General features: G+C 72.1%; 24 protein-coding genes. 11 read left to right on the top strand and 13 right to left on the bottom strand.

All coding sequences use genetic code 11. The features are described from left to right. Positions 1–41: 41 nt before the first annotated feature. The 5 genes from ACGFIO_RS12765 (at position 42) to ACGFIO_RS12745 (ending at position 3,137) form a co-directional block, all read left to right on the top strand. Positions 42–419: a DUF2089 domain-containing protein gene (locus ACGFIO_RS12765; protein WP_392825759.1), complete on the top strand. Its 378-nt coding sequence runs from the start codon at positions 42–44 to the stop codon at positions 417–419. Further along, on the top strand, positions 416–676 hold the full coding sequence (locus ACGFIO_RS12760) for a hypothetical protein (RefSeq protein ID WP_392825756.1): 261 nt from the start codon (positions 416–418) through the stop codon (positions 674–676). The genes ACGFIO_RS12765 and ACGFIO_RS12760 overlap by 4 nt, the downstream gene beginning before the upstream one ends. 263 nt (positions 677–939) lie before the next feature. After that, positions 940–1,359 (top strand): hypothetical protein, encoded by a 420-nt coding sequence (locus ACGFIO_RS12755; protein WP_392825754.1) that lies wholly within the window; start codon positions 940–942, stop codon positions 1,357–1,359. Between the two features lie 276 nt (positions 1,360–1,635). Further along, entirely contained in the window at positions 1,636–2,394 is a 759-nt protein-coding gene (locus ACGFIO_RS12750; protein WP_392825752.1) for an ABC transporter ATP-binding protein, read from the top strand. Beyond that, positions 2,391–3,137, top strand: coding sequence for an ABC transporter permease (locus tag ACGFIO_RS12745; protein WP_392825750.1), 747 nt, complete (start codon positions 2,391–2,393; stop codon positions 3,135–3,137). The genes ACGFIO_RS12750 and ACGFIO_RS12745 overlap by 4 nt, the downstream gene beginning before the upstream one ends. A gap of 159 nt (positions 3,138–3,296) precedes the next feature. On the opposite strand, the gene ACGFIO_RS12740 is transcribed toward ACGFIO_RS12745, so the two are convergent. Next, the gene (locus ACGFIO_RS12740; protein ID WP_392825748.1) at positions 3,297–3,740 is read right to left on the bottom strand and encodes an ATP-binding protein; all 444 of its coding nucleotides are present in this window, start codon (positions 3,738–3,740) and stop codon (positions 3,297–3,299) included. A gap of 211 nt (positions 3,741–3,951) precedes the next feature. On the opposite strand from ACGFIO_RS12740, the gene ACGFIO_RS12735 reads away from it, so the two are divergent. Continuing rightward, positions 3,952–4,338 (top strand): hypothetical protein, encoded by a 387-nt coding sequence (locus ACGFIO_RS12735; RefSeq protein WP_392825746.1) that lies wholly within the window; start codon positions 3,952–3,954, stop codon positions 4,336–4,338. A 37-nt stretch (positions 4,339–4,375) separates the two neighbouring features. Here ACGFIO_RS12735 and ACGFIO_RS12730 read toward each other — a convergent pair whose 3' ends face one another. Continuing rightward, positions 4,376–5,914, bottom strand: coding sequence for a phospholipase D-like domain-containing protein (locus tag ACGFIO_RS12730; RefSeq protein ID WP_392825743.1), 1,539 nt, complete (start codon positions 5,912–5,914; stop codon positions 4,376–4,378). A 69-nt stretch (positions 5,915–5,983) separates the two neighbouring features. Between ACGFIO_RS12730 and ACGFIO_RS12725 the strand changes: the two genes are divergently transcribed. Next, positions 5,984–6,856 (top strand): helix-turn-helix transcriptional regulator, encoded by an 873-nt coding sequence (locus ACGFIO_RS12725; protein WP_392825742.1) that lies wholly within the window; start codon positions 5,984–5,986, stop codon positions 6,854–6,856. 58 nt (positions 6,857–6,914) lie between these two features. Here ACGFIO_RS12725 and ACGFIO_RS12720 read toward each other — a convergent pair whose 3' ends face one another. The 3 genes from ACGFIO_RS12720 to ACGFIO_RS12710 form a co-directional block, all read right to left on the bottom strand. Beyond that, positions 6,915–7,745: an SDR family oxidoreductase gene (locus tag ACGFIO_RS12720; RefSeq protein ID WP_392825739.1), complete on the bottom strand. Its 831-nt coding sequence runs from the start codon at positions 7,743–7,745 to the stop codon at positions 6,915–6,917. 71 nt (positions 7,746–7,816) lie between these two features. Next, entirely contained in the window at positions 7,817–8,452 is a 636-nt protein-coding gene (lepB, locus tag ACGFIO_RS12715; protein ID WP_392825737.1) for a signal peptidase I, read from the bottom strand. A gap of 49 nt (positions 8,453–8,501) precedes the next feature. Beyond that, positions 8,502–9,056 carry a TetR/AcrR family transcriptional regulator gene (locus ACGFIO_RS12710; RefSeq protein ID WP_392825735.1) on the bottom strand — a complete coding sequence of 185 codons (555 nt, stop codon included), beginning with the start codon at positions 9,054–9,056 and terminating at the stop codon, positions 8,502–8,504. Positions 9,057–9,141: 85 nt separating this feature from the next. On the opposite strand from ACGFIO_RS12710, the gene ACGFIO_RS12705 reads away from it, so the two are divergent. Further along, positions 9,142–10,329, top strand: coding sequence for an MFS transporter (locus ACGFIO_RS12705; RefSeq protein ID WP_392825733.1), 1,188 nt, complete (start codon positions 9,142–9,144; stop codon positions 10,327–10,329). 39 nt (positions 10,330–10,368) lie between these two features. Further along, positions 10,369–10,659 (top strand): hypothetical protein, encoded by a 291-nt coding sequence (locus ACGFIO_RS12700; protein WP_392825730.1) that lies wholly within the window; start codon positions 10,369–10,371, stop codon positions 10,657–10,659. A gap of 10 nt (positions 10,660–10,669) precedes the next feature. Here ACGFIO_RS12700 and ACGFIO_RS12695 read toward each other — a convergent pair whose 3' ends face one another. Continuing rightward, positions 10,670–12,160 carry a M1 family metallopeptidase gene (locus tag ACGFIO_RS12695; RefSeq protein ID WP_392825729.1) on the bottom strand — a complete coding sequence of 497 codons (1,491 nt, stop codon included), beginning with the start codon at positions 12,158–12,160 and terminating at the stop codon, positions 10,670–10,672. Between the two features lie 178 nt (positions 12,161–12,338). Here ACGFIO_RS12695 and ACGFIO_RS12690 point away from each other — a divergent pair, with 178 nt between their 5' ends. Further along, positions 12,339–13,253, top strand: a complete 915-nt coding sequence (locus ACGFIO_RS12690; protein WP_392825728.1) for an NADP-dependent oxidoreductase — start codon at positions 12,339–12,341, stop codon at positions 13,251–13,253. On the opposite strand, the gene ACGFIO_RS12685 is transcribed toward ACGFIO_RS12690, so the two are convergent. Further along, positions 13,240–13,704, bottom strand: a complete 465-nt coding sequence (locus ACGFIO_RS12685; RefSeq protein ID WP_392825725.1) for an Lrp/AsnC family transcriptional regulator — start codon at positions 13,702–13,704, stop codon at positions 13,240–13,242. The two genes, ACGFIO_RS12690 and ACGFIO_RS12685, sit on opposite strands and share 14 nt — an antisense overlap. 80 nt (positions 13,705–13,784) lie before the next feature. Here ACGFIO_RS12685 and ACGFIO_RS12680 point away from each other — a divergent pair, with 80 nt between their 5' ends. After that, positions 13,785–15,047, top strand: coding sequence for an APC family permease (locus tag ACGFIO_RS12680; protein WP_392825724.1), 1,263 nt, complete (start codon positions 13,785–13,787; stop codon positions 15,045–15,047). Positions 15,048–15,120: 73 nt separating this feature from the next. Here ACGFIO_RS12680 and ACGFIO_RS12675 read toward each other — a convergent pair whose 3' ends face one another. From ACGFIO_RS12675 to ACGFIO_RS12650, 6 genes are all read right to left on the bottom strand, one after another. After that, a complete protein-coding gene (locus tag ACGFIO_RS12675; protein WP_392825722.1) occupies positions 15,121–15,831 on the bottom strand; it encodes a response regulator transcription factor in 711 nt (236 codons plus the stop codon). A 327-nt stretch (positions 15,832–16,158) separates the two neighbouring features. Next, a complete protein-coding gene (locus ACGFIO_RS12670) occupies positions 16,159–16,677 on the bottom strand; it encodes a LytR C-terminal domain-containing protein (protein ID WP_392825719.1) in 519 nt (172 codons plus the stop codon). A gap of 59 nt (positions 16,678–16,736) precedes the next feature. After that, positions 16,737–17,525 (bottom strand): oxidoreductase, encoded by a 789-nt coding sequence (locus ACGFIO_RS12665; RefSeq protein WP_392825718.1) that lies wholly within the window; start codon positions 17,523–17,525, stop codon positions 16,737–16,739. A 4-nt stretch (positions 17,526–17,529) separates the two neighbouring features. After that, the gene (locus tag ACGFIO_RS12660) at positions 17,530–18,318 is read right to left on the bottom strand and encodes an alpha/beta hydrolase (RefSeq protein WP_392825716.1); all 789 of its coding nucleotides are present in this window, start codon (positions 18,316–18,318) and stop codon (positions 17,530–17,532) included. Between the two features lie 21 nt (positions 18,319–18,339). After that, entirely contained in the window at positions 18,340–21,054 is a 2,715-nt protein-coding gene (locus ACGFIO_RS12655) for an ATP-binding protein (protein WP_392825713.1), read from the bottom strand. A gap of 14 nt (positions 21,055–21,068) precedes the next feature. Further along, positions 21,069–22,238, bottom strand: a complete 1,170-nt coding sequence (locus ACGFIO_RS12650; RefSeq protein WP_392825710.1) for an ROK family protein — start codon at positions 22,236–22,238, stop codon at positions 21,069–21,071. Positions 22,239–22,290 lie beyond the last annotated feature (52 nt).

Genomic DNA, 22,290 nt, shown 5'->3' with positions numbered 1-22,290 from the left:
AGTTCTTGAAAATCAAGGTTGGTACGCGTAGAACTTTAAATATGACCGACGGTGCCATGGACTGGCAGGAACTCACGAACCTCACACGGGGCCGGCCCTTCGCCGTCGAGCGGGTGCGTCTGGCCGACACCGGGGTCGCCATCGAGGGGCGGTTCGAGCTTCCCCAGCTGGCCCAGCTCAACGTCGAAGATCAGGTGTTCGTGACGGCGTTCGTGCGCTGCCACGGGTCGATCAAGCAGATGGAACGGATCTTCGGGGTGAGCTATCCGACGATCAAGTCGCGGCTCAACCGGATCGCCGAGGTCCTCGACTTCGTCGACGTCGATCCGGCACCCTCGCAGTCCGAGGTGATCGATCGGCTGCGCCGGGGCGAGATCACCGCGCAGCAGGCGGTGGCCGAGCTGGAGGGCCGGTCATGATCCCGCAGCTGCTGACCGTGCGCGTCAAGCACCCCGACGGCCGCCCGATCCGCATCTGGCTGCCGGTCCTCCCGCTCGTCCTGCTGTTCCTGCCGCTCGTGCTCCTGGCCGCCCTGGCAGCGGTCGTGGCCTGCGCCATCTATCGCGTCAACGTGCTGCGGGCCGCGGTCACGGGGTGGCGGGTGGCGTGCGCGCTCCCCGGCACCCGGATCGACGTCGAGCAGGGCCGCACGGCCGTGCTCGTGGCCATCAGATAGCCGCGCTCCGCGGCACCCGCATTCAGCGGCGAACAGGGCCGAGTGGCCGTGCTCGTCGCCATCACCAGAAATCCCACCAGGCAGTCGCCGCCAGGCGGTTGCCATCAGACAGTCGCCGCCAGGCGGTTGCCACCAGACAGTCGCCGCCAGGCGGTTGCCACCAGACAGTCGCCGCCAGGCGGTTGCCGCCAGGTGGTTGCCGCCAAATGGTCGCCGCCAGGCGGTTGCCGTTGGGCAGTCGCCGTCAGACAGGAGAGATTCCGATGGGCGAACCACGCAAGGACATCCTCGAGATGCTCGCCGAAGGCAAGATCACCGCCGACGAGGCCGACCAGCTCATCGCCGCGCTCGAACCGGGCCCGCCCCCGGCGACCGGCGTCGAGGCCCGGCCGAAGGGCAAGGTCAAATATCTGCGGGTGGAGGTGAAGTCACTTGAGAACGGCGAGGAAGGCCGGGTCAACGTGCGGGTGCCGCTCCAGCTGCTGCGGGCCGGCGTCCAGCTCGCCGCCCTGATCCCGCCGCAGGCGCTGGGTGCCGCCAACGCCGAGTTGAGCCGCTCCGGCGTTCCGTTCGACCTGACCCAGATCAAGCCCGAGCAGCTCGAGGCACTGGTGGAGCACCTCGACGAGGTCACCGTAGAGGTCGACCAGCCCGACGCCAAGGTCCGCGTCTTCTGCGAGTAGCCCCACCGCGCCGCTGACACCGCATTGTGTTTACGCCGGCATCGTCCTGCAGGTAGCAGCGCTCCGCGGACGGTGTCTCAACAGTGGTAGCCCACCGCGCCATCGGGCCGGCGGATGCCGCCTGGGCTACCACTGAGCTTTCGCGCCGCCGGGCCCGCCTGCGGCGTACCTCGAAAAATCACCGTGACGCCACATGGCACCGCTATGCCCTTGCAGTGGTGCCATGATGGTGCCATAGTGGTGTCGCAACGGCAGCAGGACAGGGAGAATCGAAACATGGAAAAGCACGCCACGGCGATCCGGGTCAGCGGGTTGCGAAAGTCCTACAAGAACGTGCCGGTGCTCACGGGGGTCGAATTCGAGGTGGCGCGGGGCAGCATTTTCGCGCTGCTCGGGTCGAACGGCGCCGGCAAGACCACGATCATTCGAATACTTTCCACGCTGCTTCCGCCGGACGAGGGCGCGGCGGAGGTGAACGGTTTCGACGTGCGCGCCGACGCGGCCCAGGTGCGTGGGTCGATCAGCCTCACCGGGCAGTTCGCGGCGGTCGACGAGATCCTCACCGGCCGCGAGAACATGGTCATGATCGGTCGGTTGCGGAGGGTCGACAACCCCGGCCGGGTCGCCGACGAGCTGCTCGGACGCTTCGGTCTGGCCGAGGCCGCGGGTCGTCGGGTGGCCACCTACTCCGGTGGCATGCGCCGCCGCCTCGACATCGCGATGAGCCTGATCGGCGACCCGCCGGTCATCTTCCTCGACGAGCCGACCACGGGACTGGACCCGGAGGGGCGCATCGAGGTGTGGCAGGTCATCCAGAAGCTCGCGCACAGCGGCACGACGATTCTGCTCACCACCCAATACCTGGACGAGGCCGAGAAACTCGCCGACCGGATCGCCATTCTGCACGACGGCACGATCATCGTTTCCGGCACTCTGGCCGAGCTCAGAGAACTGCTTCCGCCGGCCACGGTGGAATACGTGGAACGGCAGCCGACCCTCGAAGAGATCTTCCTGGCGATTGTGGGGCAACGATGAACGACGTCAAGGTCATGCTCGGCCGTTCGGTGAAGCACGTGACCCGGAGCATGGACACCATCATCACGGTCACGATCATGCCGATCGCGTTCCTGCTGCTGTTCCGGTACGTCTTCGGCGGGGCCATCCAGACCGGCTCCGACAACTACACCAACTACCTGATGCCCGGCATCCTGCTGATCGCGATCGCCAGCGGCATCGCGTACACCGCCTTCCGTCTGTTCATGGATCTGAAGAGCGGCATCTTCGAACGCTTCCACTCGATGCCGATCGCCCGGTCGGCGGTGCTGTGGGGTCACGTGCTGACGTCGCTGGTGTCGAACGGCATCTCGGTGGTCGTCATCATGCTGGCCGGTGTCGTGATGGGTTTCCGCTCGTCCGCCGGTGTGCTCTCGTGGCTGGCCGTGGCCGGCATCCTCACGTTGTTCACGCTGGCCCTGACCTGGCTGGCGGTGATCCCCGGGCTGACCGCCTCGACCGTCGACGGCGCGTCCGCCTTCTCCTACCCGCTCATCTTCCTGCCGTTCGTCAGCTCGGCCTTCGTGCCGACCGCGTCGATGCCCGGCCCGGTCCGCGCGTTCGCCGAGAACCAGCCGGTGACCGCCATCGTCGACGCTATCCGGTCCCTGTTCGAGCGGCAGCCGGTCGGCAACGACATCTGGATCGCCCTCGCCTGGTGCGTGGGCATCCTGATCGTCGCCTACGCCTTCGCCATGGCGGCCTACCGCCGCAAGATCGCCTGACCGCCTGATGCCCCGCCGGCCTCGCGAACACCGATTGCCGTAGCAGGTTCGCCATAGCAAGTTGCTACAGCAAATCGGAGGGCTGTCTGGGTCACCGCGCACCTGGCGAATTACATGGCGACCAAGCGCGGACTCAGCGACGGGGCTCAGCGCCGGGGCTCAGTGGTGGGGCTCGGCTTCGATCGGGAAAGCGGCCCAGATGTGTTTGGCCTCCTCGGTGGCGTACCAGCCGACCTCGAGCGCGAAGGCCTGGGCCAGCCGCAGCCCGCGACCCCCGGCGTTGATCGGCCGCGTCTCGGCCAGCTCCGGAAAGGAGGTCAGGTCGTGGTCGGCGACGTCCAGGACGAATTCCTCCCTGGTACGCAGCAGCCGGACCGTGGTCGGCGGCAGCCCGTGCCGGATGGCGTTGGTCGCGAGTTCGGTGGCGACCAGCACCATCCGTTCCGGGATGTCGTCGAGCTTCTCGGCCGGCACCACGGTGTGCTCGTTCAACGTCTTGATCAGGCCGGCCCGCAGTTCCCGGAGTTGTGAGCCGGAGTGCAGCATCCAGACGTTGAGCTCTTCCGCGTTCAGCGGTGGCGGCGAGGTACGTAGTTGGGTCACCGACGCACTATGCCCAGATTGCCGCTCCGCCTCACCAACGGAGTCTTCGATGTCCCGGCGACCAGGTACGGATGAGGGCGCCGACGTCCACCCCTACGATCCCGCGGTGATCTCGATCCGAAGGTCAAGAAGCAGGTGCGCGACCTCGAGGAGCTGCGCGACTTCCCCAAAGGGCGAGTATTGGACGCCGCCGGCCGGCGCGCCGTCCACAGTGGCCGGAATCGACCTCACCGACACGGACGCGACCGGGGTCAAGCGGCTGCTCGGCCGGGTGCGTACCGCCGCGGGCACGTCGCTGATCATCACCGGCACGCTCGACGCGACCGGGCTGAACGACGATCCCACGATGCTCGGCAGCCTGGCCAAGAAGCACCTGCCGGTCGGGGATCTCAGCGCGGTGCCGTTCCGGGCCACGCTCGACGCCAAGGACCGCATCGCCGGCATCGACCTGACCATGCCGGAGAACGCCGGCACCTGGTCGGTCAAGGTGCAGGACTACGGCGTCGTGCGGAAGCAGGTCCCGCCCGACCCGAGCCAGGTCCGAAAGCCCTCGGCGGCGGTGCTCAAGCTGCTGTCCGGCCGCGGCGTCCCAGTCTGACCGGCCCGGTCCGGCGGCGCCGGATGACCGGTGCCGGTCAGGGCGGCCCGACCAGGGTGAGCACCGACTCCAGCGGGTCGAACCCGGTCGGCAGCCCGGGCGTCCGCCACGACCCGGCCGGCTCCAGCGGCGGCAGCCACTCTGCCCGGAACATGCCGATCGCCAGGTCCAGATCTTGCAGGTACGGCCGCAGCTCGTCGCTGATCGGCGTACGCAGATGCTCGGCCCACAGCCGTACCCGCAAGTCCCGCACGTCGTTGCCGGTGGTGACCACGGCCGTGGTCAGCTCGGTGTCGACGCCGGCCATGGACCGGCTGAAGAAGTTGGCCGAGCCGACTGCGGCGAACCGGTCGTCGACGATGACCACCTTGGCGTGCACGGTCAGGTGCTCCACCCGCCACAGCCCGATGTTGCGGCGCAGCCGTTGCGGCAGCGGGTCGATGACCTTCTTCTGCAGGTCGGCGTTGACCGTGCCGTTGATCAGGGGCGCCGACTCGGCCGGGTCGCGGGTGCCCGAGCCGACCAGGATCACCTTCACCCCGCGGGCCGCCGCCGCCCGCAGGTACGGGTACAGCTCGAAGCGGTGGTCGCCGCCCGGATACTCGCGGAAGTACTGGTCCTCGATGTAGATGTAGCGTTCCGCGGCACCGAGCGCCTGGACCAGGGTCAGGTAGATCTCGTGCAGGCCGTCCGGGGACACGTCGCTGTAGTGCCGGCGTTCCCACGGCAGCAGCGAGTCGATGTACCAGGGCCCGACCGACCGCAGCACCTGGCACGCCGAGCCGGGCGCCGGCTGCGCGACCTGCGGCGGGGGCGGGGCGATCTCGGCCGGCAGGCCCGCCGGGTTGAGTACGGGCAGGCCCTTCACCGACGGCCACAGATACCGCCGCCGGGGCAGGTTCACCGCGCCGATCCAGCGCATCCGCATCGCCCGCCAGACGTCGGTGGTGGCCGGCCCGCGGATGATCGTTCCCGCGTCGTGCCAGCCCCACCGGCCGCCGCGTACGGCCAGCCGCCGGTGCGGGGTCTCGTCGACCCGGCTGGCGGCGTAGTCGATGCCGCCCACCGCGGCGGTGAGCTCGGTGCCCCGCCGGACCAGGGTGATCTTCTGGTGGTTGGAGCCGACGCCGGAGCCGGACCAGTCGAGCAGCACCCGGTCGGCCAGGGGCGGCGGATCGGTCCGCCGGTCGCCGTCCCGGCGCCAGCGCCGCAGCCGGTGGGCCGAGCTGACGTTCTGGTGGAACGGCCCGATCGTCGGCCGCGTGATGCTGCTGCTGACCACCGCACCGGCCAGGATCAACCGTACGTCCACGCCGTCGGCGGCCAGCCCGGCCAGCAGGTCGCCGAGCGCCTGGTAGCCGGGCTCGCCGGGCCGTTTCCCGGTCAGATCCATGTCCGGTTCCAACTGCAGACCGCAGATGTACGCGGCGTCGCCCGGCCCGAGCGACGTCAGCAGGTCGCGCATCCGTCGCATCCAAACGCGCCCGTCGACGACGAACTCGACTGTCGAGTTCTCGCAGTGTGGCTCGGCCGCCGGTGACAGATAGCGGGCGACAAGATCGTCGATCGATGCCATGGCCAAGACCATAGGTTGTCGGGGCGCCCGGGTGGGAGCCCCAGCCGCTCCGCGAGCTACAAATGAGCGGTGACGGTCGACCTGGGAGCTGATCACCGGCGGGTGGCTCGGGCGGTCTTCGACAGCCGTGCCGCCGGCTGGCACTCGATCGACCTGCAGGTGCTGTCGATCGCCGGGGTGGCCGAGCGGGTCGAGTTGCCGGGTGTCGGCGCGCAGCTGATCGACCTGCAGGTGGCCGGCACCCGGGCGGTGGCCAGCCGGCGCCGGCACGGCTGGGCCGAGGGCCTGGTCGGGCCCGGGTCGCTGTCCACCACCGCCCCGCACACCGCCAGCCACCTGCGCTGGAGCGCTCCGGCCGGTGACCGGCGGATCACCCAGATCCGGCTGCTCATCCCCGACCGGACGATGACCCGGGTGGCCGAGGAGGTGTGGGGCGCCGCGGACGCCGTACGCCCTCCGGACGCGCTCGGCTTCGACGACGACGTCCTGCGCTCGCTGCTGACCCGCCTGCACGGTGCCGCCCGGGCCGGGGTCACCGACCAGTACGCCGCGACGGCCGCCGAGTTCATCGCCGTGCACCTGCTGACCGGCCACGGGACGGCGCCCGAGCCGGCCCCGGCGCTCCGCGACGACGCCCGTGTCGCCCGGGTGATCGACCTGCTGCACGCCAAGGCGCACACCGCGGTGTCCCTGGCCGAGCTGGCGGCCGCGGCCGGTCTGAGCCGGTTCCACCTGTTGCGCCTGTTCAAGCAGCACACGGGGGAGACGCCGGCCCAGTTCCACCTGCGCCTGCGGCTGGACCGGGCGCGGCGGCTGCTGCGGACCGGCACGGCCAGCGTGTCGGAGATCGCGGTGCGGTGCGGGTTCGCCGACTCGTCGCATTTCGCGCGCGCGTTCCGCCGCGCGACCGGCGTCTCCCCGACGTCCTACCGGGCGGGCTGACCGCCCGGTATCCAAGACCCGGCCGCAAAATCCCGGGGGAAGGGCCGGGGGAAAGGGCCTACTGGTCGCTGACCACGGAGTAGGCGACCTCGCGGGCGGCGTCGTGCTCGGCCAGCCGGGCCACCAGCGACCGGCGGATGTCGGTCCAGGTGTCCGAGCCCAACGGCAGGCGCAGCGGCGTGCGCCCCGACTCGACCAGGTCGATCATCGCGGCGGCGATCCGGGCCGGGTCGTTCGGCAGCGGGAACTCACCACCGGCGAGGGCCCGCCGGACCGCGCCGGCCGGAGTCCGCTCGTACTCCGGCATGATTTTCGCGGTGTCGAGGGCGCTCCCGAAACCGGTCGGCGTCGCGCCCGGCTCGACGATCGTCAGGCCGATGCCGAACGGGGCGATCTCCTGGGCCACCGTCTCGCAGAAGCCCTCGATGCCCCACTTCGAGGCGTGGTAGTAGCCGAAGCTGGGGTAGGTCGTCTGGCCGCCGGCCGTGGACACCTGCAGGATGCGCCCGCGGCCCTGGGCGCGCAGGTGCGGCAGCGCGGCCCGGATGACGTGGATGGAACCGAGCAGGTTGGTGTCGACGACCCGGCGGATCTGCTCCTCGGACGCCTCCTCGACCGAGGCGAAGACGCCGTATCCGGCGTTGTTGACCACCACGTCGATGGGGCCGAGCGCCGCGAACGCCTCGTCGACGACCCGGCCGGCCTCGCCGGGTTCGGTGACGTCGAGCCGCGCGACCCAGAGCCGGTCGCCGTACTTGCCGCGGAGGTCGTCCAGGGCGTCCGGCCGGCGCAGGGTCGCCGCGACCCGGTCACCCCGGTCGAGCAGCTGCTCGGTCAGCAGCCGCCCGAAACCGGAGGACGTGCCGGTGATGAACCATGTCGCTGTCATGCCTCGAACGTAACGACGTGACCGGCGCCCGTCCGGCCCCTGATTGCCCTGGCGATCGCCGGATGTTGCGGTCAGGGGGCGGGTACGCCGGCGAACGTCGGTGGCACGGACAGCCACGTCGCCCGGTCGAACGGCCAGAAGACGGTGAAGGCGCGGCCCACGACCGAGTCGGCCGGGATGGTCGCCCCCTGGATGTCGTGGCCGGTCCGCCAGTGTTCGAGGGAGTCGGCCGACGCCTCGCGGTGGTCGCCCATCACCCAGATCCGGTGGTCGGGGACGGTGATGTCGAAGGGCTCGCTCGCGGCCTGGTTGGGCACTCCGTCGGCGTCCCGGTAGAGGTACGGCTCGTCGAGGGCGTGGCCGTTGACCATGATGCGCTGCTGGGCGTCGCAGCACTGCACGTGGTCGCCGCCGACGCCGATGATGCGCTTGATGAAGTCCTCGCCCTCGTCGCCGCTCTGCCACTCGCGCGGCGCCTCGAAGACGATGATCTCGCCCCGCTCGGGGTCGCGGAAGTCGTAGACGAGTTTGTTGACCAGCAACTTGTCGTCGACGTTGAGCGTGTGCTCCATCGAGGGGGAGGGGATGAAGAAGGTCTGCACCACGAACGTCCGCACCACGACGGCGACGAGGATCGCCACGCCGACGAGGATCGGGAGCTCGCGCCAGAAGGAACCGCGGCGTTTCTCGGTCTTCTCGTCGGTCACGCCCGGAGCCTACGCGCCCGGTGCACGGCTCCACATCGGTGAGTGCCGGTCACAGCCGTTGCGCGAGCGCGGTGATGGTCGTCCGGACCAGTTCCCGGTCGAGCGGCTCGTGCTCCCAGGCCTGGTGCATGGGCCAGCCCTCGATCAGCGCGTCGATGGCCCGGCTCGCCCGTTCGGAGAAGTGGGTGGTGAGGCTGGTGCGGCTGCGACCCAGCCACTGCCGGCAGGTCTCGGCGACGGCCTTGTTGTGGTTGGCGTACGAGTACATCTCGTGCAGCAGCGTCAGCTCGCGCGGCGTCGCGTACTCGTCCCCGCAGATCAGGTCGGTGACCGCAGCGCACGCCGCCGCCTGGTCGGGTGCCTCGGTCAGGGCCCGGCCGTACCGCTCGGACATCAGGTCGGCGAGCCGCTGGAACGCCTGCTCGATGATTCCGTCGAGGCCGTCGAAGTGATAGGTCAGAGATCCGAGGGGTACGCCGGCCTCGGCGGCGATGCGCCGATGGGTGGTCCCGTGCACGCCCCGGCCGGCGATCACGGTCAGGGCGGCGTCCAGGATCCGCTCCTTACGCAGAGGGTCGTTGGCCACCCGCCGCGTACCGCCCATGTGATCCTCCTCGCTCCCGCCGCCGGATCCATTCTAGGAGCGCCCCCAAAGTGTGTACGTTCGTACGCACTAGAGGGGGAAGCCCATGGACAGTGCCATCGACCGCCGCCGCCTCGCGCTCCACGCGTTGTTCTTCCTGCCCGGCCTGAACATCGCGTCCTGGGTGACCCGCACTCCCGACATCCGTGATCAGCTCGGCGCCTCCACCGCCGAGATGGGCCTGGTGCTGTTCGGGCTGTCGGCCGGTTCGATGATCGGCATCCTGAGCTCGGCCAGGCTGGTCGCCCGGTTCGGCACCCGGCTGGTGACCACCGCCGGCAGCCTCGGTGCCGCGCTCAGCACCCCGCTGATCGGCCTGGGCGCCGCGCTCTCGCACAGCCCGCTGGTCGCGGCCGGGCTGCTCCTCTTCGGCCTGGGCATCGGCGCCAACGAGGTCGCCCTCAATATCGAGGGCGCCGACGTCGAACGGATCCTGGCCCGGCCGGTGCTGCCGACCATGCACGGCTTCTTCAGCCTGGGCACAGTCGTCGGCGCCACGGGCGGCATGATCCTGACCGCGGTGACCTTCCCGGCGGCCTGGCACCTGCTGGTGGTCGGCCTGGTCAGCCTCCCGGTGGTGCTGCTGGCGGTGCGCCACCTGCCGTCCGGCCTCGGTCTCGGCCGCGGGCCGGCGGCCGGGCCGGAGAGCCGGGGGAGCGGTCGGCTCTGGCGCGATCCCCGCCTGCTGGTCATCGGCGCCATCGTGCTCGCGATGGCCCTGGCCGAGGGGGCCGCCGGTGACTGGCTGCCGCTGATCATGGTCGACGGTCACGGCTTCGCCCCGGCCTGGGGCTCGGCCGTCTTCGTGGTGTTCGCCGCGGCCATGACACTGGGCCGGTTCACCGGCAACGGGCTGCTGGAGCGGTACGGCCGGGAGAAAGTGTTGTCCGCCGGCGCGGTCATCGGCGGCGTCGGCGTCCTGCTCGTGGTCCTCGTCGACAGCCAGGTCGTGGCGTTCGCCGCGGTCCTGCTCTGGGGCCTCGGCGCCGCCCTCGGCTTCCCGGTGGCGTTGTCCGCGGCGGGCGACTCCGGTGACCGTCCGGCCGCCCGGATCTCGCTGGTCGCCACCGTCGGCTACGGAGCCTTCCTGGTCGGCCCGCCGGCGCTCGGGTTCCTGGGCGACCACTACGGCCTGCGTCGCGCCATGATCGTCGTCCTGGTCCTGCTGACCGTCGCCGCCGCCCTGGCCGCGATGCTCGCCCGCCGGGCGGAAACACTCGATACAGTCCGGTGACCGTCGTTCCGGGTCGGCGGCGACGCCGGCTGGCTGCCGGTGCACGACACGCCGGCCCATCCGAGCGGGCACAACACGTACGCCGGCGCGGCCGAGGGCGTGCTCACCGTTCTGGCCGGGCCGCGCGCCCGGGAGCCGTACACCATCGGCAGCCCGACCGCTCCCGGCGTGACCCGCATCTACGCCGACTGGCACCAGCCGAGCCGGGACAACGTCGACGCGCGGGTGTGGTCGGGAATCCACACCCGCAACTCCGACCTCGCCGGCATCCGGCTGGGCTCGGACGTCAGCCGCTACGTGCTCGCCCACGCGGACACGCTGCTGCGCTGACCGCCGGGCCTCAGTGCCGGTGCGCCGCCTCGTGCGCGGCCACGATCTTCGGCCACGACTTCGGTTCCGCGGGGTTACCCAGGGCGGTGACCCCGCGGGCTGGGCGGCCCGGCGTGTAGAGCCAGGCCTGGAAGAAGGCGTCCAGGTCGTGGCCGTAGATCTGCTCGGCCAGCGCCTGGAACTCCGGCGTCGTACCCGTGCGGTAGCGGTGCGACGCCGCCCACTCCTTCAGGATCGCGAAGAAGTCCCGGTCACCGACCAGCACGCGGAGGTAGTGCAGGGTCAGGGCGCCACGGTCGTAGACGGCGTCGTCGAACAACCGGTCCGCGCCCGGGTCGCCCGGCCGCACCAGCCAGAACGGGTCGTCGGCGGGGTGGACGTCGGAGTAGACGTAGTCGGCGATCTCCGCGGCCGTGCCCTCGCCCTGATCCTCCGACCACAGCCACTGCGCGTACGACGCGAAGCCCTCGTTGAGCCAGATGTCGCGCCACTGACCGACCGACACCGCGTCGCCGAACCACTGGTGGGCCAGCTCGTGCACGATCAGCGAGTTGTTCGAGCCGCGGGCGAACGAGCCGCCGTCGTACACCGGCCGGGTCTGGTTCTCCAGCGCGAAGCCCTGGTCGCCGGCGCCGGTGACCACGCCGCCGCGCGCGCCGAACGGGTACGGCCCGAACAGGCCGGCCTCCCAATCCAGGATTTCGTCGGTGCGCTCGACGCTGGTCCGCGCGGCCTGGGCGGTCGCCGGATCGAGGCGCCGGTTGTACGCGGTGACGATCGGGCTGCCGTCGGCCGAGGTGTCCTGATAGGTGTCGAAGTCCCCGACGGCCAGGAAGGCCAGGTACGTGGCCTGCGGCCGGTCCTGCCGCCAGGACCACCGGTTCCAGCCGCCGATCACGGGCTGGGCCCATCGGGTCGGCACGCCGTTGGAGAGCGCCTCGAGCCCGTCCGGCACCAGGACGGAGACGTCGAAGGTGGCCTTGTCGGTCGGGTGGTCGTTGCTCGGGTACCACCACCACGCGCTCTCCGGCTCGTTCACGGCCAGCGCGCCGTCCGGGGTCCGGTTCCACGAGGTGAATCCCGAGGCGACCACGTTCGACGGCACGTCGTCGTAGTCGACCACGACGGTGATCGGCGAACCCCGCGTGATCGTGCGGGCGGGGGTGACGACGAGCTCGTGGTCACCCTGCCGGTGGTAGGTGGCGGGGCGGTTGTTGACCCGTACCGAGGTGGCCTGCAGTACGAAGTCGAGGTCGAAGGCGGACAGGTCCTGGGTGGCGGTGGCCAGAATGGTGGTGGTGCCGGTCAGCCGGTCCGAGTCCGGGTAGTAGCGCAGCCGGATGTCGTAGTGCTCGACGTCGTACCCACCGTTGCCGTAGTCCGGGTAGTAGACGTCGCCCGCGCCGGGGCTGCCGGGCGCCGGTGCCGCCTGGGCGCCGGTCTGGAGGCCGAGGGTGGCGACGAGGACGGCCGCCGTCACGGTCATGGCTCTGCGGAGCACGTGTGTCTCCCTTCTCTGCGGCCGCCCGGTCATCGGGGGCCGACCGCGGGAACCCTATCGACAGATCTACAACAATCGATTACAAACCGTTCTTGACGGGTACGCCGTTCCGAGGCGATTCCGCGCGCTGCTTTCTCACTTCGCGCCGGTCGGCGGCCGGCCGATCTAGGTTGCGTGCATGTTCGCTGTGCTCTTCGACCGGTTCGGCGGTCCCGAGGTACTTCAGATGGGTACGGCCGAGACGCCCGCGCCCGGCCCCGGTCAGATCCGGGTGCGCGTACGCGCGGCCGGAGTCTCACCGGTCGACGCGGGTCTCCGCGCCGGTGGCACGCCGATGAGCGCCCGGCTGGCCCTGCCGCACATCCCCGGCGTGGACGCGGCCGGGACCGTCGACGCGGCCGGTGCCGGCGTGACCGGTGTGGCCGTGGGCGACGAGGTCTTCGGCTCGGTCGACGTCGCGCGGCTCGGCGGCGCCAGTGCCGAGTTCGCGGTGCTCCAGCTGTGGGCGCCCAAGCCCGCCGGGATGCCGTGGGAGCAGGCCGGTGCGGCCGGGACCAGCGTCGAGACGGCCACCCGCGCGCTCGACCGGCTCGACCCGGCGCCGGGCACGACGCTGCTGATCGACGGCGCCGCCGGTGGCGTGGGCAGCGTGGCCGTCCAGCTGGCGGTGGCCCGTGGCGTCCGGGTCCTCGGCACCGCCCGCCCGGAGAACCACGGCTTCCTGGCCGGCCTCGGTGCGACACCGATCACGTACGGGCCGGGCCTGGCGAACCGGGTCGCCGGTGTGGACCGGGCCCTGGACGTCGCCGGCGCCGGGTCCCTGCGGGAGTTGGTCGCGCTGACCGGCGATCCGGCGGCGGTGCTGACGCTGTCCGACTTCACCGCCGCCGAGCACGGCGTGCGCCTGTCGATGGGCCGGCTGGCCGGTGAGCCGGACGGCGGTCACGGGCTGCACGCCGCGGCCGGCCTGTTCACCGAGGGTCGGTTCCGGGTCCCGGTCGAGGCCTCCTGTCCGCTGCCGAAGGCCGCCGACGCGCACACGGCGATCGAGCGCGGATCCCGCCGCGGCAAGATCGTGCTCACCGTGGACTGACGATCAGCCCCGGCGCCGGGTTGGCCACCTGCTGGAAGATGACCGAGGTGCGGAAGTTGGTGACCTCGCGGCGCTTGCTGAGCCGGTCGAGCAGGAAGCCGTGCATCGCGTCGAGGTCGGGTACCCCGATGTGCAGCAGGAAATCGTCCCCGCCGGCCAGCACGAAGACGTTCAGGACCTCGGGCATCCGCGTCGCGGCGGCCTTGAACTTGTCGATCACGTCCCGGTCGAGCGGCCGCACCTGCACCGAGATCATCGCCTGCACGCCCCGGTTGAGGGCGACCGGGTCGATGTCGGCGTGATAGCCCCGGATCACGCCGCGCCGGGTCAGCGAGCGGACCCGTTCGAGGCAGGTCGACGGCGAGACCCCGATCAGCCGGGCCAGCTCACGGTTGGAGAGCCGCGCATCTGACTGGAGTTCGCCGATGATTCGCGCGTCAAGTTCGTCCATTGGGTCATCCTGCCATCGAATTCCGTTCAAACGTTCGACTGAGACCCATGATCACCGAACGTCTGCCTACCTTTTCGGGCATGACAGAACATCGGTTGGGACTGTGGCAGGGGACGGCGACAGTGCTCGGGGGCGTGCTCGGGCCGGGCATGCTGGTGCTGCCACACCTGGCGGCGGAGGCGGCCGGGCCCGGGTCGGTGCTCGCCTGGGCCGGGCTGATCGTGGTCAGCGTCCCGGTGGCGTTCACCTTCGCGCTGCTCGGGCTGCGGCATCCCGGCGCGGGCGGGGTCGCGCACTTCGCCGGGACGGGGGTGGGGCGGTGGGCGTACGCGGCGGTCGGATGGTGGTTCTTCACCGCGGTGCCGGTCGGCATCCTGGCCGGGGCGCTGGCCGGCGGCCTGTACGCGGCCGACGCGTTCGGCTGGGACGGCCGGGCCGCGACCGCCGTCGCCGGGGTGCTGCTGGCGGCGGCGTTCGGCGCCAACGCGGCCGGGTTGCGGACCAGCGGCCGAGTGCAGGTGGTGCTGGTCGGCCTGCTGGTCGCGGTGCTGACCACGGCGATCGCGGCCAGCCTGCCCGAGGTCCGGGCCGACCGCTTCGCGCCGTTCCTGCCACACGGGCTCGGCGGGGTCGGCAGTGCCGTCGGGGTGCTCGTCTTCGCGTTCGTCGGGTGGGAGGCGGCCAGCCACCTGTCGGCCGAGTTCGCGGGGCGGCGGCTGCTGACCGCGACCGGGCTGACCCTGGTGGCGATCACCGTGATCTACCTCGGGGTGGCGGTGGCCGGGGTCGGCTCGGGCGCGGCGTCGTCGCCCGTACCCCTGACCGCCATGATGGCCACCCGCATCGGCGCCGCCGCCGAACCGGTGACCGGGGTGGCCGCCCTGGTCCTGACCTTCGGCGCGATCAACACCTACCTGGCCGGCGCTTCGCGGCTCGGTGCCGCGCTGGCCGGCGAGCGCCTGCTGCCGCGCCGGATCAGCTCACCCGGGCGCGCTCTGGTTCTGCTGGGTACGGCGACCGCCCTCGTCGCCGTACCCACGCTCCTGTTCCCGATCGGCCTGGACCCGCTGCTCCGGGCGACCTCCGCCTGCCTGGCCCCGGTCATGTTCGTCGGCACCCTGGCCGCCGTCCGGTTGCTGCCGGCCGGCCGGTCCCGGGCCGTCGCGGTGGCCGGCAGTGCCCTCACCGGGGCGACACTGCTGCTCAGCGGCGCCTACCTGATCGTGCCGGCGGCCATCGTCCTGACCGGTTTCGCCGCCCGCGCGGCCCATTCCACGATGATCACGTGGTCCCCCGTCCAGCGAACACGCGGATCCGCGTCAACAACCAGCCGACCCGCCTGACGGGCTGGGCGCCGGCTTGGCGACTTTCAGTGGTAGCCCCGGGCGGTATCCGGGGCCCGAATACCGCCCGGGGCTACCACTGTGTTCGCGGCTGGGCGCCGGACGGTGACCCGCTCGGGCCGGGCATCCCGAGCCGGTAGCCCGCCCGGGGCACGGTGTGCAGCACCGGCGGGTCACCGAGCTTCCGCCGCAACGTCATGATCGTCGTGCGGACGGTGTTGGTGAACGGGTCGATGTGCTCGTCCCAGGCCTGCTCCAGCAGATCCTCGGGGCTGACCACCCGGCCGCCCGCCCGCAGCAGCACGTGCAGCACGGCGAACTCCTTGGGCGACAGCGACAGCGCGAGCCCGTCCCGGGCGGCGGTGTGCCGGGCGACGTCGAGCTCGACGCCGTCCTGCTGGAGCACCGGCGGCAGTGCGGGCGCCGTGCGGCGGGCCAGCGCCTGCAGGCGGGCGACCAGCTCGGCGAAGGCGAACGGCTTGGTCAGGTAGTCGTCGGCGCCGAGGCCCAGGCCCTCGACCCGGTCGCGGATCCCGACCGCGGCGGTCAGCATCAGCACGCGGGTCCCGGCGTCCGAGCCGGCGATCCGCCGGCACACCTCGTCGCCGCTGCGGCCCGGCATGTCCCGGTCGAGGACGGCCACGTCGTAGCGGTTGACGCCGAGCCGGTCCAGGGCACTGTCGCCGTCGTAGACCACATCGACGGCCATGGACAGCCGGCGCAGCCCCTCCGCGACCATGTCGGCCAGCATCCGCTCGTCGTCGGCGACCAGCACTCGTACCACCGTGACCTCCCCACACATCAGTGGTAGCCCCGCGCGGCATCTGGGCCCCGGACGCCGCTCAGGCCTACCACTGTTGTTCTCAGTGGTAGCCCCGCGCGGCATCCGGGCCTCGGACGCCGCTCAGGCCTACCACTGTTGTTCTCACTGGTAGGCCCGAGCGGCATGCGGGCCCTGGATACCGCGCGGGGTTACCACTGTTTTCACTGGTTGGCCTGAGCGGTATTCGGGCCTCGGATGCCGCTCGGGGATACCACTGTTTCAGGGGCATCAGGCTGGCACGGCAGGGATAAAAGTTTGGTAAGGAGGCCCCGGGAAGGCGCGCGGCGGTCAGGCGGCGCAGGTGCCCGGGGGCAGCTTGGGGTCGCTGAGCTGGGCCAGCGACTGGTTCACCTCGGTGGTGGTGGCGAGCTGTTTGTACTGGTCACCGACCACGATGTCGATCACGTCGGTGGTCCGGGTGGCCTCGTACTGGGCCACGCCCTCGCCGAGGAAGTACGCCCGGATCCACTGGGCGGCGCCGACCGTCTTCGGCCCGAACTTGATGACCGCGACCTTGGCGACCTTGCTCCGGCTGTCGGCCGGCCGCTGCATCTGGAAGCCGCGGTTCTTGAACTCCTCACTGACCTGCTCGGCCCGGCCGGTCGTGCGGGTCCCGTTGAGGATCCGCAGTTTCACCTGGTCGGAGTGCTCGGGCAGCTTGACGTTGACGGTGGTCGCGCCGGCCGGGCACCCTTGGGCGGCGGCGTCGCCCTGGGTGTCCCGGACCAGCGCGACCGCCACGCCGGCGATCGCGAGAGCGGCGAGGACGGCGAGCACGATCAATGCTCGGGTACGCGTGAAGCTCATGCTGGCCTGACGTACACCGAGCCGATCTCGTGCACCGGATCTCCCACTAGGGACGAAGGTCACAGCGTCGTGATGAGCCCTCCGTCGATCACGAAGTCGGCGCCGGTGACATTGCCGGCCCGGTCGCTGGCCAGCAGCAGGACCAGGTCGGCGACCTCGTCGGGCTGGGTGAACCGGCCGGTCGCGGATTCACCGGCGGCGGTGCCGGCGACCCCCTCCGGATTGGCGCCGCTGGCCTTGGCCACGGTGGCGGCGACCCCGTCCGGCCCCAGCCACAGCGCCGTGGCGACCGGGCCGGGGCTGACCGTGGCGACGCGTACGCCGTGGTGCGCGACCTCCCGGGACAGCGACTTGCAGAAGCTGGCGAGGGCCGCCTTGGCCGCGCTGTAGTCGATGACCAGCGGATCCGGAAGCCGGGCGTTGACCGAGCCGACGGTGACGACCACCCCGGCGCCCCGGTCGATCAGGTGCGGCAGGGCGGCGCGGGTGGCGCGTACGGCGGAAAGGAAGTTGATCGTCAGGGCCTGGAGCCAGTCGTCGTCGGTGACGCTGAGGAACCCCCCGGTGCGGGGCCGCACACCACCGACGTTGTTGACCAGGATGTCCAGGCCACCGTGGGCGGTGACGGCGGTCTCGACCAGCTCGGCCGGACCGGTCGGCGTGGCCAGGTCGACCGCGACCGGGTGGACGGTGGTCCGGGCGGCCAGGTCGGACAGCTCGGTGGTGACGGTACGGGTGCCGGCCACGACGGTGACGCCCTCGCCGGCCAGCGCCCGGGTGACGGCCAGGCCGATGCCCTTGCCGGCGCCGGTGACGACCGCGGTCCGCCCGTTCAGATGCAGGTCCATGGCGTCAGAGGGAGTGCTGCCGGAGCCAGGCCAGCGCGGTGTTGGCGACTTCACGCCAGCCGTGGTCGATGGTCAGCGAGTGGGCCCGGTCGGCGAACTCGACGATGTCGGTGACCGCGTCGGAGTGCCGGTACTGCTTGAGCGTGGCCCGGGTGATCGCCTCGGGCACGGTGTGGTCGCGGCCGCCCATCATCAGCAGCAGGGGCCCGCGCAGCTCGTTGGCCGTGTCGACCTTGGCCGGCGAGTGCGGGTCGAAGTTGGCCGCCGCGGCCTCGAAGAGTGGCTTGCCCGGCGACGGGATGGCCCACCGTTCGAACAGTTCGTCCGACTCCTGCTCGCTGATGGCGTTGCCGAAGCCGTACCGGAACTGCTCGGCGGTCAGCGAGACGGCCCGGTGCCGGTTGGCCGGGTTCTTGAACACCGGGAAGGTGACCCGCAGCGAGGACAGCGGCACCGGCAGCACGCCCTTGATCTGGGCCGCGTCGATCGCGACGGCCGCCGCGGCCAGGTCGAGGCCGAGCAGTTTCTGGGCGATCATGCCGCCGAAGGAGTGCCCGACCAGGATCGGCTTGCTGTCCAGGCCCTCGATGATCTTCGTGTAGTGCGCGACCACGTCGTCGATGCCGTGGTCGGCGACGCTGTCCGGGTTGGTCCGGGCCGCCTCGACGGTGTCCGGTTCGCCCGGCCAGCCGGGCGCCGAGGTCTGGTAGCCGGCCTGCTCGAAGAGTTCTGACCAGGCGCCCCACGAGGTGGCGTGCAGCCACAGGCCATGGATGAAAAGTACGTTCGTCATGACCGGAAACCTAGGCGGTTGTCACGGCGCTTCGCTTGCGTCAGATGACGGTAACGCGGTGCGCAGCTGGGCCCGGGAGGTGACGCCGAGCTTCGGGAAGATCCGGTGCAGGTGCGAGCCGATCGTCCGGTGCGACAAGTAGAGCCGCTGGCCGATCTCGCGGTTGGTCAGGCCGTCCGCGGCCAGCTGGGCGATCTGCAGTTCCTGCGGGGTGAGCCGGTCGCGGGCGTCGGGGGAGCGGCCGCGGCTGGTCTCGCCGGAGGCGCGCAGCTCGGACCGGGCCCGGTCGCCCCACGGGGTCAGGCCGAGCGCGTCGAAGGTGTCCCGGGCCGCTCGCAGGTGCGCCCGGGACTCGGCCACCCGGCGCTGGCGGCGCAGCCAGGAGCCGTACCCGAGCTGGATCCGGGCCCGCGGGAAGGGCCACGCGGCCGGTCGCAGCGCCTCCTCGTAGAGCGGCTGGGCGTCGGCCAGCAGGGCGCGGGCATAGCGGAGGCCGGTGTGCAGCGCCGGGGCGGAGGTACGCCGGCCGACCTCGGTCATCTCGGCCACCACGCCCCGGACCTCGTCCGGCTGTCCACCGCGGACCGCGGCCTCGGCCAGGTCGCCGACCGCGTGGCACCGCAGCGCCCGGTGAAAGGCGGGATCGGCCGGGTCGAACATGCGCCGCAGGTCGGTCAGCGCCTCCTCGTGCCGGCCGGCGGCCAGGGCGGCCGAACCGCGGGCGAACTGCACGGCGGCCAGCACCGCGTTGGTGGCGCCGGGCATGGCCGCCCGTTCGGCCCGGGCGGCGAGCCGGTAGGCGTCGTCCTGTTCACCGCGCAGGGCCGCGAGCAGGGCCTGGGCGGTCTGCGCGGTGGCCGCGACGACCGGCTGCGAGGTGTCGCGGGCGAGCCGGTACGCCTCGTCGGCGGCCGGGATGGCGACGCCGAGGTCGACCAGCTGGGCGCAGCCGCGGGCCTGCAGCGTGAGGGCGCGGGCGAGCAGGGCGAGCCGTCCCTCGGCCCGCAGCCCGGGCAGCGAGGCGGCGAAGAACCCGGCGGCGAGGTCGTACGCGCCGACCGCGTGGGCGGCGTTGCCGAGCATCCGGGCCGCCCGCCCGTCGTCGGTCAGGGTGCGCCGGCGTAATCGGCTCAGCACGATCTCGCCGTGCTCGATCGGCGAGGCGAAGGCCAGGACCATCAGCAGGCGGGGGTCGTTCTCGTCCACGGGTACGCGCTCCGCGGCGTCGACCACGCTCTGCCGGACCTCCACGCTCGGCTCGGTCCACCAGCAGCGCAGCGCCGCCCCGTAGAGCAGGTTGAGCGCGAGCCCGGGGTCGTCGCCCGCCGCCCGCCCGGCGATCTGCGCCAGCGACCACGCCGCCTGGGCCCGGCCGAGGACGCCGTCGTCGAAGCTGTCCCGGATCCACGCCGTCCGCCAGCGCTGCCGTTCGGACAGCCCGACCCGGTCGGCCTCGGCCAGCAGGCGGGCCACCCCGTCGCTCTGACCCAGCTCGAAGGTGATCTCGGCCGCGCGGAGCAGCCGCTCGCCGCGCAGCGCCGGGTCGCGGGTGAGCTCGGCCGCACGCTCCATCGCGGCGGCACCGGCGGCGGTGCCGCCCCGGCGTTGCGCCCGGGCCGCGGCCGCCTCCAGCTCGACGGCGACGGCGTCGTCCGGCCCGGCGGTGGCCGCGGCCCGGTGCCAGACCCGGCGGTCGTCGTGGCCGACCACCTCGGCCAGGGCGGCGTGCACGCGCTGGCGCCGGCCGATGCCCGCGCCCTGGTGGATCGCGGAGCGCATCAGGGGGTGCCGGAACCGGACGCGCCCGCCGTCGGTGTGCACCAGGTGCGCCGCGACCGCCGGATCGAGGTCGCCGGGCGTGCACGGTAGGCCGGTGATCAGCGTGGCCGCGGCCAGGATCTCCGGCAGGGCGTCGCCGTCGTCGAGGGCGGCCACCGTCACCAGCATCCGGGTGGCCGCGGGCAGGCCGGCCATCCGGGCCGCGAAGGCCCGTTCCAGCCGCGCGCTCAGGGGCAGCACGCCGGTCGGGCCGGAGGCGGCGCCCGCGTCCAGGACGGCCGGCAGCTCGACCAGGGCAAGCGGGTTGCCGGCGGCCTCGGTCAGCACCCGTTCCCGCACCTCCGGCGGCAGGCCCGGACTGTGGGCGTCGACCACCTGCTCGGCCGAGGCCCGCGGTAGCCGGGCCAGCGCCAGCTCGGGCAGGCCGCCTCCGGCGAAGGGCCCGTCGAACCCGTCGCGTAGGGCGGCCAGCAGCACGACCGGCTCGTCGTCGAGCCGCCGCGCGACGAAGACCAGCACGTCGGCGGTGGCCCGGTCGAGCCATTGGGCGTCCTCGACGACCAGCAGCACCGGTGTCCCGGTGGCCGCCTCGCCGAGCAGGCTCAACGTGGCCAGCGCGATCAGGAACAGTTCGGGGCGGGCGGTGCCGGCCCGTCCGAACGCGGCCAGCAGCGCGTCGCGCTGGGGCGACGGCAACCGGTCGGCCTGGTCGAGGACGGGGCGCAGCAGCCGGTCGAGCCCGGCGAAGGCGATCTGCGCCTCGCTCTCCACGCCGGTCGTGCTGAGCACGCGCATGCGCCGCGTCTCGGCCCGGCCGGCCACCTCGGCCAGCACCGCCGATTTCCCGATGCCCGCCTCGCCCCGGAGCACGGTCGCGCCGCCGCCGTCACCGGCCCGTGCGAGCAGGTCGCCGAGGAGCCGCAGCTCGTCGTCGCGTCCGGAGAGCACCGCCGACATGCCAACATCATCTATCAAGCGCGGCGCGGCGCCACCGGCGCGGAGAGGCCGTCGCCGAAGACTCGCCGGTCGACCTCGTTGAGGGCGAGCCTCAGCGCGCCCAGGGCGACCGAGTCGGCGCCCAGAGTGGAGGCGCGCACCTCGGGCATGCGCAGGCAGAGCCGTTCGAGCTCCTGGCGCAGCGGGTCGACGATCAGGTCGGCCGACCGGGAGAAGCCGCCGCCGAACACGACGACCTGGGGGTCGAGGGCGAGCACGAGCGCGGCCGCGCCAACGGCGAGATCCTTGACATACCGGCGGACCGCCGTACGCGCGGCCTTGTGCCCTTCCCGTGCGGCGTTGAAGACCCACGCGGCGGCGTCGTCGGGCTCGACCGTGTCCGGCACGCCGGGGCAGTTCTGCAGATGTTCCGGGGCGTTCAGCCAGCGCACCTGTTTGAGCGCGCCGATCTCCCCGGCGGCCCCGCCGTACCCGCGCCGCAGCACCCCGTCGATGATCAGCCCGGCGCCGTTGCGCATGCCGCCGAGCAGGTAGACGATGTCGTCGGCGTCGGTCGCCGCGCCCTTCCACCGCTCGGCCAGGGCGGCCAGCTTGCAGTCGTTCTCGATCACGATCGGGCAGGCGAACCGCGGGGCCAACCGGCCCGTCAGGTCGACGTCCTTCCAGCCCGGGAGCGGGGTGAAGAAGCTGGTCCGCCCGGCCGGGTCGACGGCGCCGGTGACCGCGACGGTGACCGCCCAGACGTCGGCCGCGGTCTTGTCCGCGCCGGCCAGGCAGGCGTCGATGACCCGGTCGAGTTCGGCCAGCCGTTCGTCCGGGCCGGCCTGCGCGTCGACCGCGTGCCGGACGCTGTGCACGATGGTGCCGTCCAGGTCGGCCAGCAGGGCCAGGATCTTGTGTACGCCCACGTCGATGCCGAGCACGTGGCCGGCGCCGGCCCGGAACCGGTAGCGGCGGGCCGGGCGCCCGACCGCGCTGCTGGCCCCCGGTTCGAGCACGCCGGCCCAGCCGTCGGCGACCAACCCCTGAGCGATCACGTCGACGGCGGGCCGGGACAGGCCGGTGCGCCGGGACAGCTCGGTGACGGTCGAGGGCGGGTGGTCGCGCAGTGCCCGCACCACCGTCAGCGAGTTGAGTTCGCGCAGGCGGGGCAGATCCGCCCCGGTGGTGGTCACCTGAGTCACCGTTTGTCCTCCGCTGCCCGGTCGCGCTCGGCCAATACGCTTCGGACTTTAC

Origin of the sequence: Actinoplanes sp. NPDC049265 (assembly GCF_043197135.1) — a bacterium.
In the GTDB taxonomy this organism is placed as follows: Bacteria; Actinomycetota; Actinomycetes; order Mycobacteriales; family Micromonosporaceae; genus Actinoplanes.
Note: the sequence above shows the minus strand (reverse complement) of the source record. Positions and strands in the feature narration are given on the sequence as shown.